The sequence below is a fragment of the Polaromonas sp. CG_23.6 genome, assembly GCF_029892315.1.
In the GTDB taxonomy this organism is placed as follows: domain Bacteria; phylum Pseudomonadota; class Gammaproteobacteria; order Burkholderiales; family Burkholderiaceae_C; genus Polaromonas.
In genome coordinates, this window is sequence record NZ_JARXUY010000001.1 from 2,080,734 (window position 1) to 2,094,327 (window position 13,594).

General features: G+C 61.3%; 15 protein-coding genes. 9 read left to right on the top strand and 6 right to left on the bottom strand.

Annotated features, from left to right (window positions below; all coding sequences use genetic code 11):
• Positions 1 to 2: 2 nt before the first annotated feature.
• Together H4V98_RS09870 and H4V98_RS09875 are read right to left on the bottom strand one after the other, a co-directional pair.
• Complete coding sequence (locus H4V98_RS09870; RefSeq protein ID WP_196863825.1) at positions 3 to 1,490, bottom strand: FAD-binding oxidoreductase; 1,488 nt, start codon at positions 1,488 to 1,490, stop codon at positions 3 to 5.
• Positions 1,487 to 1,876: a DUF2069 domain-containing protein gene (locus H4V98_RS09875; protein ID WP_196863826.1), complete on the bottom strand. Its 390-nt coding sequence runs from the start codon at positions 1,874 to 1,876 to the stop codon at positions 1,487 to 1,489. Before H4V98_RS09875 ends, H4V98_RS09870 begins: the two co-directional genes overlap by 4 nt.
• 35 nt (positions 1,877 to 1,911) lie before the next feature.
• Here H4V98_RS09875 and H4V98_RS09880 point away from each other — a divergent pair, with 35 nt between their 5' ends.
• From H4V98_RS09880 to H4V98_RS09895, 4 genes are all read left to right on the top strand, one after another.
• Positions 1,912 to 3,126 carry a YihY family inner membrane protein gene (locus H4V98_RS09880; protein ID WP_196863827.1) on the top strand — a complete coding sequence of 405 codons (1,215 nt, stop codon included), beginning with the start codon at positions 1,912 to 1,914 and terminating at the stop codon, positions 3,124 to 3,126.
• 25 nt (positions 3,127 to 3,151) lie between these two features.
• Positions 3,152 to 3,553, top strand: coding sequence for a thioredoxin family protein (locus H4V98_RS09885; RefSeq protein WP_196863828.1), 402 nt, complete (start codon positions 3,152 to 3,154; stop codon positions 3,551 to 3,553).
• Between the two features lie 184 nt (positions 3,554 to 3,737).
• Positions 3,738 to 5,123, top strand: a complete 1,386-nt coding sequence (locus H4V98_RS09890; protein ID WP_196863829.1) for an FAD-binding oxidoreductase — start codon at positions 3,738 to 3,740, stop codon at positions 5,121 to 5,123.
• A 129-nt stretch (positions 5,124 to 5,252) separates the two neighbouring features.
• Positions 5,253 to 5,546, top strand: coding sequence for a GYD domain-containing protein (locus tag H4V98_RS09895; RefSeq protein WP_196863830.1), 294 nt, complete (start codon positions 5,253 to 5,255; stop codon positions 5,544 to 5,546).
• Positions 5,547 to 5,676: 130 nt separating this feature from the next.
• On the opposite strand, the gene H4V98_RS09900 is transcribed toward H4V98_RS09895, so the two are convergent.
• Genes H4V98_RS09900 through H4V98_RS09910 form a run of 3 tightly spaced genes read right to left on the bottom strand, consistent with a single transcriptional unit; the run spans position 5,677 to position 8,068 of the window.
• On the bottom strand, positions 5,677 to 5,943 hold the full coding sequence (locus H4V98_RS09900; RefSeq protein ID WP_196863831.1) for a TIGR03643 family protein: 267 nt from the start codon (positions 5,941 to 5,943) through the stop codon (positions 5,677 to 5,679).
• 2 nt (positions 5,944 to 5,945) lie between these two features.
• A complete protein-coding gene (locus H4V98_RS09905; protein WP_196863832.1) occupies positions 5,946 to 6,764 on the bottom strand; it encodes an alpha/beta hydrolase in 819 nt (272 codons plus the stop codon).
• A 2-nt stretch (positions 6,765 to 6,766) separates the two neighbouring features.
• Complete coding sequence (locus H4V98_RS09910; RefSeq protein ID WP_196863833.1) at positions 6,767 to 8,068, bottom strand: O-acetylhomoserine aminocarboxypropyltransferase; 1,302 nt, start codon at positions 8,066 to 8,068, stop codon at positions 6,767 to 6,769.
• A gap of 237 nt (positions 8,069 to 8,305) precedes the next feature.
• On the opposite strand from H4V98_RS09910, the gene H4V98_RS09915 reads away from it, so the two are divergent.
• From H4V98_RS09915 to arfB, 4 genes are all read left to right on the top strand, one after another.
• Complete coding sequence (locus H4V98_RS09915; protein WP_196863834.1) at positions 8,306 to 8,761, top strand: CBS domain-containing protein; 456 nt, start codon at positions 8,306 to 8,308, stop codon at positions 8,759 to 8,761.
• 51 nt (positions 8,762 to 8,812) lie between these two features.
• A complete protein-coding gene (gene aroC, locus H4V98_RS09920; protein ID WP_196863835.1) occupies positions 8,813 to 9,910 on the top strand; it encodes a chorismate synthase in 1,098 nt (365 codons plus the stop codon).
• A 122-nt stretch (positions 9,911 to 10,032) separates the two neighbouring features.
• Positions 10,033 to 11,046 (top strand): SDR family oxidoreductase, encoded by a 1,014-nt coding sequence (locus H4V98_RS09925; RefSeq protein WP_280757480.1) that lies wholly within the window; start codon positions 10,033 to 10,035, stop codon positions 11,044 to 11,046.
• Between the two features lie 300 nt (positions 11,047 to 11,346).
• A complete protein-coding gene (gene arfB / locus H4V98_RS09930) occupies positions 11,347 to 11,760 on the top strand; it encodes an alternative ribosome rescue aminoacyl-tRNA hydrolase ArfB (protein WP_196863837.1) in 414 nt (137 codons plus the stop codon).
• A gap of 130 nt (positions 11,761 to 11,890) precedes the next feature.
• Here arfB and H4V98_RS09935 read toward each other — a convergent pair whose 3' ends face one another.
• Complete coding sequence (locus tag H4V98_RS09935; protein WP_196863838.1) at positions 11,891 to 12,481, bottom strand: outer membrane beta-barrel protein; 591 nt, start codon at positions 12,479 to 12,481, stop codon at positions 11,891 to 11,893.
• Positions 12,482 to 12,738: 257 nt separating this feature from the next.
• On the opposite strand from H4V98_RS09935, the gene H4V98_RS09940 reads away from it, so the two are divergent.
• Positions 12,739 to 13,584, top strand: a complete 846-nt coding sequence (locus H4V98_RS09940; protein WP_196863839.1) for an N-formylglutamate amidohydrolase — start codon at positions 12,739 to 12,741, stop codon at positions 13,582 to 13,584.
• Positions 13,585 to 13,594 lie beyond the last annotated feature (10 nt).

The window sequence follows — 13,594 nt, forward strand, 5'->3', positions numbered from 1 at the left end:
CTTCAGAGCTTGACGATGCGACCCGGATTCATGATGTTCTGCGGGTCCAGTCCCTTTTTGATGGCGTGCATCATCGACAGGGCAACAGCTGATTTGTAAAGCGGCAGCTTGTCGGTTTTCAGGCTGCCGACGCCGTGCTCGGCAGAAATCGAGCCGTCGAACCGGGCCACCGAGTCGTACACCAGCGTGTTGACTTCGTCCTCGTGGTCGTGCAAAAAAGCTTTGGCATCGCCGCCTTCGGGTGCCTGCACGTTGTAGTGCAGGTTGCCGTCGCCCAGATGGCCGAAGTTGACCAGCCGCACGCCGTCGATGCGCTGGCGCAGCAGCGCATCAGTCACCTCAACGAACTCGGGAATGCGCGAAACGGCAATCGAGATGTCGTGCTTGACGTTCAGGCCTTCCTCGGCCTGCGCCAGCGGAATGCTTTCGCGGATGTGCCATAAAGCTTTGGCCTGCGACAGGTTTTCAGCCACCACGGCGTCCAGCACGCAACCTTGGTCGAAAGCCGTTTCCAGCAGTTGCTCGAAGCGTTCGCGCGCATGCGCTTCGGATTCACTGTCGGAATTTTCAAGCAGTACGCAATAAGGCATGGCCACGCTCCCAACAGCTGGTGCATTGCTGCCATTCGATCCAGCTTGACTGGCGTTGGTGGCCGAAGCTTCAATAAAGGGCACTCGCAGCTGGGGAAAGTGCTTGTCCACCAGGCTCAGGGCAAACTGGCCCATCACTTCAAAACCGGTCAGTCCCGCGCCCAGGTGCTGGTGCGCCAGGCCGAGCAGCGTGACGGCCGCTTCCATCGAAGGCAGGCCGGCCCACGCGGTCAGCCGGGCGGCGGGCTGCGGATACAGCTTGAGCGTGGCGGCGGTGATGATGCCCAGCGTGCCTTCGCTGCCGACGAACAAGTCGCGCAGGTCATAACCGGTGTTGTCCTTGCGCAGGCCCGACAGGCCATGCCAGATCTCACCCTGCGCATTGACCACTTCCAGACCCAAACACAGGTCGCGCGCATTGCCGTAGCGCAGCACCTGCGTGCCGCCGGCATTGGTCGCCAGGTTGCCGCCAATGGTGCAGCTGCCTTCGGCGGCCAGGCTCAATGGAAACAGGAAGCCGGCTTTTTCAGCCGTTTGTTGCAGGTTTTGCAGGATGCAGCCAGATTCGACGGTGATGGTGAGGTTGGCCGCGTCAATGGCGCGCACCGCGTTCATGCGCTGCAGGCTGAGCACCACCTGCCTTCCGGATTCGTCAGGCACTGAACCGACCGCCAGGCCGGTGTTGCCGCCCTGCGGCACCAGGCTGGTGCCAGCGGCTGCACAGGCCTTGACGATGTCCGCCACCTCTTGCACGCTGGCCGGGCGTACCACGGCCAATGCCTTGCCCTGCGCGCGCTTGCGCCAGTCCTGGGTGTAGGCGCTCAGGTCGCCGTCATACAAAACATGCGGCGCACCGGTGATCTGGCGCAGGGTATCGAGAAGTTCGGCTTGTGTGGTCATGGTGCGGTGTCGTTGGCAAGGGCGGCAGAAGGCAGGTTTTTGAAGCGCAAGCGCACATGCTGCGCGCAGGCAATGAACAGCAGCAGGCACAGCAGCACTTCCACCATGGCCAGGTAATTGCCCGGCGCGCGGTCGCTCCAGGCGCGCACCACGCCTTCGGTGAAGTAGAGCCAGACCATCAGGCTGACCCAGCGGTAGGTGTACATGCGGTTTTTCCAGATGCCGGCCAGTGGAATCACCAGCGGCAGCACTTTGAGCGCCAGCAGCGAGCCGCCCGGGCGTATCGGCGCGAGCCACATTTCCCAGGCCAGGCCCAGCACAATCAGGCCGCTCAGGCTGCCCAGGGCCAGCAGGCGGGTTATTTCAATTTGGTTTGCTTTGTTCATCTTGGGTCTTTGAGGGCAGTGGCATGATACCGGGGATGAAATTTCCGCCCTGGCTTGAGGCCTTGCTTGCCGACCTGTCCCATTTTCCGTGGCGCGACACCGCCATCACGCTGCGCAACCGCTTCCGTGAAGACCGCATGGGGCTGACCGCCAGCAGCCTGACCTTCACCACGTCGATTGCGCTGGTGCCTTTTTTCACCGTGGCGCTGGCCGTCTTCACCGCCTTCCCGATGTTTTCCACGCTCCAGGCGGCGCTGCAGGCCTGGCTGGTCAGGAGCCTGATTCCCGACAACATCTCGCGCCAGGTGCTGGGCTACCTGACGCAGTTCAGTGGCCAGGCCAGCAAGCTGGGCGGCGCCGGCCTGGCGGTGCTGCTGGTGACGGCGATTGCGCTGATCCTGACCATCGACCGCACGCTGAACAGCATTTGGCGCGTGCGCAAGCCTCGGCCGCTGGCGCAGCGGGTGCTGATTTACTGGGCGGCCATCACGCTCGGACCGCTGGTGCTGGGGGCCAGCCTGGCGGTGACGTCGTATGTGGTGTCGGCTTCCAGCGGCCTGGTTGGCGTTTTGCCGTTCAGCGTGCGCTTCGTGCTGGATGTGGCACAGTTTTTCCTGGTGGCCGGCGGCATGGCGGCGTTGTACCGTTATGTCCCCAACACCTATGTCAAATGGGGCCATGCCTTTGCCGGCGGCCTGTTCGTCGCGGCAGGAATTGAAATCGGCAAGAAAGTCCTGGGCGCCTACATGACAGCGGTGCCCACCTATTCCATGGTCTATGGGGCCTTTGCGGCGTTGCCGATCTTGCTGGTGTGGATCTATGTCTCCTGGGTGATCGTGCTGATGGGCGCCGTGATCAGTGCCTACCTGCCCAGCCTTCTGGCAGGCGTCACGCGCCGCGGCAGTGCCCATGGCTGGCAGTTCCAGCTGGCGATTGAAATCCTGCAAATGCTGGACAAAGCGCGAATCACCGCACGCATGGGTGTCAGCGCCTCGCAACTGGCCGAGATGCTGGAGTTGGATGTCCTGCAATTCGAGCCGGTGCTTGAAACGCTGGTGGAGATGGACTGGATTGGCCAGCTCAACGACGCAGAAGGCAACGCAGAGTCACGCTATGTGCTGCTGGCCGATCCGGAAACCACGCAGCTGGAGCCGCTGATGCAGCAATTGCTGCTCGACCGCGCACCCTCGGTTCATAAATTATGGGAAAAAGCCGGCTGGCGCACGCTGCTACTGCGTGATTCGCTATGAAAAAATGAGCAACCAGATTCAACGCATGAACGATCCATCCGTCACCCAGCCTATGCCAACCACCGGCGTGACCTGGGTTGTCTGCCTGTGCGCCGACTGGTGCGGGCTGTGCCGCGACTATGAAGCGGTTTTCGCGAACATGGCGGCGCGCTACCCCGCGTTGCGCTTTGCCTGGCTGGACATTGAAGACCAGTCCGACCTGGTGGGCGACCTCGACGTGGAAACCTTCCCGACGGTGCTGATGGCCGATGCGCAGGGCACGCGGTTTTTCGGCCCCCTGACGCCGCAGGCCAACACCCTGGCGCGGCTGCTCGATTCGCTGCAAAGCGCCAGCCTGCAAGCGGCGCCGCTGACGCCCGCGACACGGCAACTGCTCGATGCCCTGCAAGCGGCGCCCGGACACTGGGTCACGCCTGCAAACGTGTAAACCAAGGTAAGGCTGTTCTCCAATTGGCAGCAGGCCTTGCACCGGGCCGGGTGCAGTGCTAAACCCCATATAGCAAATCTGCTCACGCAACTGATCCGGCGCAATGGCCGGTTTTGGCCCTTGTTGTTGTTGTTGTTGTTGTGTGCTGAGCGCATTGCGCCAGAACCCAAGGAAGGACACTGCCATGAAAAACCTGCAATCGGCGCAAATCGATGCGCTCAAGAAAGACGTTCAGGGAACGGTCATTGCCGCCGGCGACGCGGCCTACGACAGCGCCCGCCAAATCTGGAACGCGATGGTGGACAAGCATCCCGCCGCCATCGTCCAGTGCGCCACGACCGGGGATGTGGTTTACGCGGTGAATTTTGCAAGGGAGCACCAGGTTCCGCTGGCGGTTCGCGGCGGGGGACACAACATTGCCGGCAGCGCGCTGCGCGACGACGCCATCGTCATCGACCTGTCGAAGATGAAGGCCGTGCAGGTCGATGCCGGCGCCCGCCGCGCCAGCGTCGAAGGTGGCGCCACACTGGCCGATTTCGATGCCGCCGCCCAGGCCCATGGCCTGGCGACGCCGCTGGGCATCAACTCCACCACCGGCGTTGCTGGCCTGACGCTGGGCGGCGGCTTCGGCTGGCTCAGCCGCCAGTACGGCATGACGGTTGACAACCTGGAGTCCGCCGAAGTCGTGACGGCCGCCGGCGACGTGCTGCGCGCCAGCGCCAGCCAAAACACTGACCTGTTCTGGGCGCTGCGCGGCGGCAGCGGCAATTTCGGCGTCGTGACACGCTTTGAGTTCCGCCTGCACCCGGTTGGCCCCGAGGTGCTGGCCGGGCTGATCGTCTATCCGTTTTCGCAAGCCAAATCAGTGCTGCAGCAGTACCGTGCGTTCATGGACCAGGCTCCTGACGATGTTTCCGTCTGGACCGTGCTGCGCAAGGCGCCGCCGCTGCCCTTCCTGCCGGAAAGCGTTCATGGCCAGAAAGTGGTCGTACTGGCACTGCTCTACACCGGCGACCCCTCGCAGGGCGAGGCGCTGGTCAAGCCGCTGCACGGCTTTGGCACGCCGCTTGGCACGCATGTTGGCGCCATGCCCTATGTGAACTGGCAACAGGCCTTCGACCCCTTGCTCACGCCCGGCGCGCGCAACTACTGGAAATCGCACAATTTCTCGGCGCTGGAAGACGGTCTGTTCGATGCCGTCATCGAGTACGTCGCAAAGCTGCCGTCGCCACAGTGCGAGATATTTTTCGGCGCCATCGGCGGCGCGACCATGCGCCCCGCGCCCGATGCCACAGCCTACGCGCACCGCGACGCACGTTTCGTCATGAATGTCCACGGCCGCTGGGATGACCCGGCCGATGACGCCGCGGGCATTCGTTGGGCGCGCGAGTATTTCAAGGCCTCGGCACCGTTTGCCAGCGGCGGCGTGTACGTCAATTTCCTGACCGACGACGAGGGCGAGCGTGTGAAAGCCGCGTATGGACCCAACTACGGCCGGCTGGCGCAAATCAAGCGCCAGTACGACCCGGCCAACCTGTTCAGTTCCAACCAGAACATCATGCCCGCCTGAGCGCAACCCTGGCGCTTGCAGGCGCCGGGCGCGTCTAGAAAATACATGCAGGTTTGTCACGAGGGCCGGCGTTTCGGGACCGCCGCCGACCCGCGAATGCCGGAGGTCTCGCCGACAGGAAGAAAAACCATGAAAACCTATATCGCCCTTTGCCATTTCACCGACCAGGGGATGCGCAGCGTGAAGGACACCACGAAGCGCGCCGATGCCGTGATGGAACTGGCAAAAAAATTTGGCGCCAGCATGCGCCAGCTCTACTGGACGTCGGGCCAGTATGACCTGGTGGCGGTCATCGAAGCCGAGGACGAGGAATCCGCCAACGCCTTCGGCCTGAGCATAGGCGCCGCCGGCAACATCCGCGCCGAGATGCTGCGGGCGTTTTCCAAGGACGACATGAACGTCATTCTGGGCAAGATGGCCTGAGGCACGCTGGCAGGCCGTCAAAAACCTGTTTTATGCATTAAAAAAGCCTTTTTGCGCATGTCAAGCAAGCCTTTTTAGCTATTTTATTTATAGCAAAAATCCTTGTTTCTCCATCGGTCAGCAGGGCCGTTCACGCTTGGCGTGTATGCCGCGCGCGGTGCCGCGTGACGTCCGGGCTGCGCAGTGCCGCATGCTTGGTGGTCCGGCCCGCCATGCGTTCACGCCACATCTTGAACGACGAGCGCTTGAGCTGGCGGCGCATCAGGGCAATGACGGCCGACTCGTTCAAACCAAACTGCACTTCGATGGATTCGAAGGGCGTGCGGTCTTCCCATGCCATTTCAATGATGCGGGAGATGTCCGCCGCGTCGGGCGGCAGGGGACGGGATGGTGTCATGTTCATGTTTTTAAAAAGTCACGAATGGCAAACAATGTCGCATCCGGCGCTTCGGTCATCTGGTGATGGCCGACCGGCAGGTTTGTGACCTGAACCGACTTGCCCGACGCACGGGCGGCTTTGACCAAGCCCTGCGCGGCTTTGGGCTGCGTCATCTGGTCGTGTTCTCCAAGCAAAAACAGCACCGGGCAGGTGATGGCCTGAATCGCGGCCTCGCCGTTGGCATAACTGTCGCAGGCCTTGAAGCCCCGGTGGAACACGTTGACTTGGCGGTTGCTGGCCAGCACGCGGCGGCCCAGCGCCATGCTCGCGCCATAAACCCAGGTGCCCGGACCCAATGCCGACGGCGGCGGCGCCAGTGTGCTGCGCGAGAAAACGTTGACCAGCGCCAGCGCCTTCATCGGCTCGTTGAGCGACGCGTCCAGCAGCGCGGGCGACACCTTCATCGGAAACGCCGTGCCGACCAGCACCAGGTGGCTGATGCGGTCTTTTAGTCTGGACGCAGCTTCCAGCGCAATCAGCGAACCCCAGCTGTGGCCCACCAGCGCGGCATGCTGCACGCCGGCCGCATCGAGCAGCGCGGCAATGAAACCGGCAGCGTCCTCGACGCAAGAGGGCGCTTCGCCTTCACTGCGGCTGTGGCCCGGCAGGTCGACGGCCAGCACGTTCCAGCCGTGGTGCGCCAGGTAGCGGCTTTGCAGGCTCCAGACGCTGTGGTCGTTCAGCACGCCGTGAATGAAAACCACCGTGGGCTGCGCTGCATCGAAAGGCTTGCCGCCGGTGTAGCAATAGGTTGTGGCGCCGTTGACAAGGAGGTCCATGCTCAAGCCCCGGCTTTCTCGGCCACTTTCAAGGCGCGCTTGAGGTCATCGATCAGGTCGTCCGGGTCTTCCAGGCCGATGGACAGGCGAATCGTTCCCTGCGTGATGCCGGCGCCCGCCAGCGCCTCGCCCGTCATGCGGAAATGCGTGGTGCTGGCCGGGTGGATCACTAGGCTGCGGCAGTCGCCGACGTTGGCCAGGTGGCTGAAGACCTTCAGCGCCTCGACAAACGCCTTGCCCTGGGCGCGGCTGCCCTTCAGGTCAAAGCTGAACACCGAACCGGCGCCGCGCGGCAACAGTTTTTGCGCCAGCGAATGGCTGGGGTGCGACTCCAGCAGCGGATGACCGACGCGCGAGACGAAGGGATGGCTGGCCAGGAAAGCCACCACCTTTTCGGTGTTGCTCATGTGGCGTGCCATGCGCAGCGGCAGGGTTTCAATGCCCTGCAAGATCAGCCAGGCCGTGTGCGGGCTCATGCAGGCGCCAAAGTCGCGCAGGCCTTCGCGGCGGGCGCGCAGCAAAAAGGCGCCTACGGTGCTTTCCTCGCTGAACACCATGTTGTGAAAGCCGTCATAGGCCTGGGTCAGTTCGGCGAACTTGCCGGACCGGTCCCAGTCGAAGCTGCCTCCATCGACCACCAGCCCGCCAATCACCGTGCCGTGGCCGCTGAGGAACTTGGTCGCCGAGTGGTACACCAGGTCGGCGCCGTGGTCGAACGGCTTGATCAGCCAGGGCGAGGTCAGCGTCGAATCGACCAGCAGCGGCACCCGCGCTTCATGGGCCATGGCCGCCACGGTGGCGATGTCCAGCACCTCCAGGCCCGGATTGCCGACGGTTTCGCCAAAAAACAGCTTGGTGTTGGGCCGTACAGCCGCGCGCCAGCCGTCGATGTCGCCGGGCTTGACAAAGGTGGTGTCGATGCCGAAGCGGCGCAGCGTGTAGTGCAGCAGGTTCTGGCTGCCACCGTACAGCGCTGTGCTGGCGACGATGTGGGAACCCGCACCCATCAGCGTGGCAATGCTCAGGTGCAGCGCCGCCTGGCCGCTGGCCGTGGCAATGGCGCCAATGCCGCCTTCGAGTGCCGCGATGCGTTCCTCCAGCACCGCGTTGGTCGGGTTGCTGATGCGCGAATAGACATGGCCGGCGCGCTCCAGGTTAAAGAGGCTGGCAGCGTGGTCGCTGGATTCAAAGACGAAGGACGTGGTCAGGTGGATCGGCACGGCGCGAGCGCCTGTGGCCGGATCGGGCGCGGCGCCTGCGTGCAGTGCCAAGGTGTCGAAACCGGGGTCTGAGTAACCGGGCATGAATAAAATCTCCAGTGCAAAAAAGCTGATTTTTCAAACGCACCCGGCCATATTCGGGTCAAGGGTCAAAAAGCCAGGGTCAATGCCAGATGACGTCGCGAAAATCGTTACCCTTGGTGAAAGCATTGTGGGCTATATTTAAAGTCGGTTTTACCCTTAGCAACCGCTGCGTGTCACGGCGGAAACCTTGAAACACACACTGGCAGGCGCTGCTGCCAGAACCACCTAGGAAAAACGATGAAGGTAGCAGATATCCTGCGCGTCAAGGGCAACACGCTCTACACCGTACAGCCTGGCGAGCCGCTGGCCAAGGCCGCCGAGATCATGGCCGAGAAAGACATCGGCTCGCTGGTCGTCATGGAGCATGGCGATCTGGTCGGCATGCTGACCTTTCGCGAGGTGATTGTCTGCATCGTGAACAATGGCGGCGAAATCGGCCGCACGCTGGTCAGGAAGGCAATGGACGACCATCCGATGACCTGCACGCCCGACACCGAGATCGACGAGGTGCGCCGCATGATGCTGGAGCGCCACGCCCGCTACATGCCGGTGATGAGCCAGCGCATGCTGATGGGCGTGATCAGCTTCTACGATGTCGCCAAGGCCGTGGTGGACAGCCAGAATTTTGAAAACAAGATGCTCAAGGCCTACATCCGCGACTGGCCGGCAGAAAGCGATGCGGATCGTGACTGATGCCCCGGACTGGATTGAACCGTTTAAAAACCGTCTGGGATAATCATTGCCATGAGCGGCAATACTTTTGGAAATCTTTTCGCAGTCACCAACTTTGGTGAATCCCACGGCCCGGCCATTGGCTGCGTGATCGACGGCTGCCCGCCGGGCATGTCGCTCACCGAGGCCGATATCCAGGGCGACCTGGACCGGCGCCGCCCCGGCACCAGCCGCCACGTCACCCAGCGCAACGAACCCGACGCGGTCGAAATCCTGTCGGGCGTGTATGAAGGCAAGACCACCGGCACGCCGATCTGCCTCTTGATCAGGAACACCGACCAGCGCAGCAAGGACTACGGCAACATCCTGGACACCTTCCGGCCCGGCCATGCCGACTACACCTACCTGCACAAGTACGGCCTGCGCGACCCGCGCGGCGGCGGCAGGTCGTCGGCGCGGCTGACAGCGCCCATGGTGGCGGCGGGTGCAGTGGCCAAAAAATGGCTGCTTCAGCAGTACGGCACCACCTTTCGTGGCTGCATGGCGCAGATCGGCGAGGCGGTGATTCCGTTTGAGTCCTGGGCGCATGTGCCGAACAACCCGTTTTTTGCCCCCAGCGCTGACGTGTCAAATCTCGAAAACTACATGGACGCGCTGCGCAAGGCCGGCGATTCGTGCGGCGCGCGCATTCGCGTGGTGGCCTCTGGTGTGCCGGTCGGCCTGGGCGAGCCGCTGTTCGACAAGCTGGACGCCGACATCGCCTTTGCCATGATGGGCATCAATGCGGTCAAGGGCGTGGAGATTGGCGCCGGTTTTGGCGCGGTTACGCAGCGCGGCACGACGCATGGCGATTCGCTGACGCCCGAAGGCTTTGTGTCAAACAACTCTGGCGGCGTGCTGGGTGGCATCAGTACCGGGCAAGACCTGGAAGTGTCGATTGCCATCAAGCCGACCAGCTCCATCATCACGCCGCGCCAGTCGATTGATACCGAAGGCAACCCGGCCGAAGTGGTGACCAAGGGTCGGCACGACCCCTGCGTCGGAATCCGCGCCACGCCGATTGCCGAGGCCATGCTGGCGCTGGTCGTCATGGAGCATGCCTTGCGCCAGCGCGCGCAGTGCGGCGACGTGAAGGTCAACACACCGGACATCATGCGCAGACGGGGCTGAACCGCCCAGGTTGACTTTCCCTGCTCACGCTGGCAGTTCTGTGGCCGAAGCAGGTAATTTGACTACATCGCTTGAAAAGGTGTCGTCGTAGATTGAATCTTTTGGTCATTCAAAAGGCATTCATGGCAAGCACCCCATCACGTTCATCGCCGAAGAGCGACGCCCAGGCTGTCGTTGACAAGCAGCACAGCATTCAACAGCAGCAAGACGGCAAAGACGCCGCGAAACCGAAGAAAAGCAGTGGCGCAAAAAGCAACAAGCCCGCTGTCCAGGCGGGCTTGACCCCGCAGCCTGCACCGCCGTTGCCGGCCCAGCATCTCGAAAAGCCGGGCGTGGAAGCCAACATGCAACTGCGGCCAAAGTTCATGGCTCAGGGATATAAGGGCAGCGAGAAGCTTGCAGGAATGACTGCGCTGGTCACCGGCGGCGACTCAGGCATTGGGCGGGCCGTGGCGGTGCTGTTTGCCCGTGAAGGCGCTGACGTGGCGATTTTTTACCTGAATGAACATGTGGACGCCGAGGAAACCAAGCGTTGCATCGAGGCCGAAGGCCAGCGCTGCCTGCTGATAGCCGGCGACGTGAAGGATGCCGCTTTCTGCCGCACGGTGGTCGAGAAAACTGTCAGCACATTCGGCAAGCTCGACATTCTGGTGAACAACGCGGCTTTCCAGGAACATGCAGATTCGCTTGAAGACCTGACCGAAGAGCGCTTCGACGAAACCCTGCGAACCAATGTCTATGGCTATTTTCATATGACGAAGGCTGCGCTGCCGCACTTGAAAAAAGGCTCGTGCATCATCAATACCGGCTCGGTCACGGGCTTGGAAGGCGAGTCCAAGCTGCTGGATTATTCAGCGACCAAAGGCGCGATTCACGCCTTTACCAAGGCGCTGGCCAGCAACCTGCTCGACAAGGGAATTCGGGTCAATGCCGTAGCGCCAGGACCGGTCTGGACACCGCTGAATCCGGCCGACAAGGATGCCGAGTCGATCCAGAAGTTTGGTTCTGCGACTGACATGAAACGCCCGGCCCAGCCCGAGGAGTTGTCCCCCGCCTATGTCTTCCTGGCCTCGCCGGTGTGCTCCAGTTACATCACCGGCATCGTGCTGCCGGTGACAGGCAGCGTGGGCGCGTGATCTCTGGCAAACGTGAAATTTTGATCAAATAAGCTGTTTTCGCAGTGTGGGTAAGCCTTAACAGCTATTAAATAAGTAGCGTCATGCCGTTTCGAGCAAGTCGGCCAGGCCGTCGCTCCGCTGGCTGCGCAACTCGACCATTTCTGCGTTGTGATCTGTCGGCAAAGCCACGCCGATAATCACTGTGGACAAAGCCCTGCAAAGCCTGGGCACCATTGAAGCCGCTCTGCACCCGATAGCCAGTGGCCCGACTGCAGACTTGCAGGCGCTGAACCAATCCGTAACCCGAAAACCCACTGCATGCCTGTGATTCACAAGTTTCCGATCGATGAACGCGACGTCGAGCTCAGCGCCATCCGGGCTCAGGGTGCGGGTGGACAAAACGTCAACAAGGTGTCCAGCGCCCTGCATCTGCGCTTCGACATCAAGGCATCCTCGCTGCCGGACGAGATCAAGGAGCGCTTGCTCGCCTTGAGCGACAGCCGAATCACACAGGAAGGCGTGCTGGTGCTTAAAGCGCAGCAGCACCGCACGCAGGAAATGAACCGCGCCGATGCGCTGTCGCGATTGCAGCAGGTGATCGACGGCGTGTCCAATCCGCCCAAAGCCCGGCGGGCCACCAAACCCACCTATGGTTCCCGGCAACGCCGTCTGGAAGGAAAGAGCCAGCGTTCAGCGACCAAGGAACTGCGCGGCAAGGTAAACAAGGAATAGCGTAATTAACAGCTATTTTTTTGATAGCTATTGGTGTTTGACTGGTGTGCGCTCATAGGAAGACCTGCAAACCACTGGGTTTGCAGGTCTTCAGGTTTCGAGGTCAGGCCGCCGGTGGGCGGCTCATGGCTTAGAAACGGTAACGCAAGCCCACCGTGGTTGCGTTGACGCGGTCGCGGCCATCACCGGCAAACTTCAGCTTGTGCTCGTCATACTGAAGCACGGCAGACAGTTGTGGGTTGAAGGAATATTCCGCACCGATGCCATAGGAAACACCGAAGCCGTTTTCCTTGCCGGATGCAATGCCTGTGCCTGGAAAAGCCAACACTTCGGTTCGGCCGTAGGTGGTGCCCAGCTTGCCGAAAATGTTGAATGACTGGGTGATCGGTGCCCGGCCGACCAAGCTGAGGTTGAAGCCTTGTGCCTTGGTGTTGCCGCCTGCCCGGTCGATCTTGCCGAAATTGGTATAGCCTGCTTCGACGCCGAAGTTCGGGGTAAAGAACGTGCCGGTGTAAATGTTGTAGACCGTGTCTCTGTTGTCTGATGCAAAAGGCCCGAATCCGTTGCCAAGCGAAAAATTGGAAGAACCAACGTTCAGGCCGACATAACTGGCTCCGGGGGAATACAAGGCGTAATTGCTCTGGGCTTGGACACCCGTGGCAGCTGTCAATGCAGCGACCGACAACACGATGGCTGAAAAGCTGCGATTGAATAGTTTCATGATGCTCCTTTGGTGTGTAAATGACGACTTCTATGGACGTAGGACCAGAGTTTGCGGAAGTTGTTCCCCAATAGTTTTATGCCAACAGACTGTTGCAACTGTGGGGCCAAAAGGCAAATTTTTGTAGGACAAAAAGCTTGTTGCAGTGGGTTTTCCGGGTAGATGCAGTTAATCCCGGAACCTGTTTTTTTCAAGCTTCCCGAGTTGTCTCCAACTCGCTTGCGTGAAGCATCGAAAGCTGCTGATAAAGTCGCGTCATGCAGCTCTTCACCCATCTTCCCGGCAGCACTGCGCTGGTCCTTGACTCGCCCCACAGCGGTGTGTTTTATCCCCCGGATTTTCGGCACACCTGCGAAACGTCGATTTTGCGCAAGGCTGAAGACACGCATGTTGAAAAGCTCTACGACTTTGCACCCGGCCTGGGCGCTCACTGGATCGAGGCGCATTTCCCCCGCAGCTACCTGGATGCCAACCGCAACACCACGGAGCTTGACGTATCTCTGTTGGACGGGCCCTGGCCTGATCCTGTCGCCACCGATCCGGTCGTGCTTTCCAAGGTGCGGCTCGGCAAGGGGTTGATCTGGCGCACCACGGATGACGGCTTGCCCATCTACGGGCGCAGCCTGTCGGTGCAAGAAGTGAAGCATCGCATCGAACACTGCTGGACGCCCTACCATGCAGCCGTGGCCGAGGCGATTGATGCGGCGCATGCTGGACACGGCTACAGCCTTCATCTCAACTGCCATTCGATGCCAGCCATTGCCTCCAGCCACGCAACCAATTTTCCGGGTGAAAAACACGCCGACTTCGTCGTTGGCGACCGCGACGCCAGTACCGCCAATCCGGTCTTGTCCCAACGGATTTGCGCGCACCTGACGGCGCTGGGCTACCGCGTGGCCTACAACCATCCGTACAAAGGCGTGGAACTGGTGCGGCGATACAGCGACCCGGCCGCCCAACGGCACAGCATTCAGCTTGAAATCAACCGCAGGCTTTATATGAACGAGGAAACACTCGAGTTGACAGCCGGTTTTGAGCCGCTCAAAGCGCATCTGCAATCGCTGGTCGAGATGCTTCTCAAGACCGATCCCCGGCAGCTGTGAGCGTGCCAGG

Excerpts from the sequence above, each read along its gene's own strand:
- H4V98_RS09870 (WP_196863825.1), bottom strand. The coding sequence starts at position 1,490 with ATGACCACACAAGCCGAACTTCTCGATACCCTGCGCCAGATCACCGGT.
- H4V98_RS09875 (WP_196863826.1), bottom strand. The coding sequence starts at position 1,876 with ATGAACAAAGCAAACCAAATTGAAATAACCCGCCTGCTGGCCCTGGGC.
- H4V98_RS09880 (WP_196863827.1), top strand. The coding sequence starts at position 1,912 with ATGAAATTTCCGCCCTGGCTTGAGGCCTTGCTTGCCGACCTGTCCCAT.
- H4V98_RS09885 (WP_196863828.1), top strand. The coding sequence starts at position 3,152 with ATGAACGATCCATCCGTCACCCAGCCTATGCCAACCACCGGCGTGACC.
- H4V98_RS09890 (WP_196863829.1), top strand. The coding sequence starts at position 3,738 with ATGAAAAACCTGCAATCGGCGCAAATCGATGCGCTCAAGAAAGACGTT.
- H4V98_RS09895 (WP_196863830.1), top strand. The coding sequence starts at position 5,253 with ATGAAAACCTATATCGCCCTTTGCCATTTCACCGACCAGGGGATGCGC.
- H4V98_RS09900 (WP_196863831.1), bottom strand. The coding sequence starts at position 5,943 with ATGACACCATCCCGTCCCCTGCCGCCCGACGCGGCGGACATCTCCCGC.
- H4V98_RS09905 (WP_196863832.1), bottom strand. The coding sequence starts at position 6,764 with ATGGACCTCCTTGTCAACGGCGCCACAACCTATTGCTACACCGGCGGC.
- H4V98_RS09910 (WP_196863833.1), bottom strand. The coding sequence starts at position 8,068 with ATGCCCGGTTACTCAGACCCCGGTTTCGACACCTTGGCACTGCACGCA.
- H4V98_RS09915 (WP_196863834.1), top strand. The coding sequence starts at position 8,306 with ATGAAGGTAGCAGATATCCTGCGCGTCAAGGGCAACACGCTCTACACC.
- aroC (WP_196863835.1), top strand. The coding sequence starts at position 8,813 with ATGAGCGGCAATACTTTTGGAAATCTTTTCGCAGTCACCAACTTTGGT.
- H4V98_RS09925 (WP_280757480.1), top strand. The coding sequence starts at position 10,033 with ATGGCAAGCACCCCATCACGTTCATCGCCGAAGAGCGACGCCCAGGCT.
- arfB (WP_196863837.1), top strand. The coding sequence starts at position 11,347 with ATGCCTGTGATTCACAAGTTTCCGATCGATGAACGCGACGTCGAGCTC.
- H4V98_RS09935 (WP_196863838.1), bottom strand. The coding sequence starts at position 12,481 with ATGAAACTATTCAATCGCAGCTTTTCAGCCATCGTGTTGTCGGTCGCT.
- H4V98_RS09940 (WP_196863839.1), top strand. The coding sequence starts at position 12,739 with ATGCAGCTCTTCACCCATCTTCCCGGCAGCACTGCGCTGGTCCTTGAC.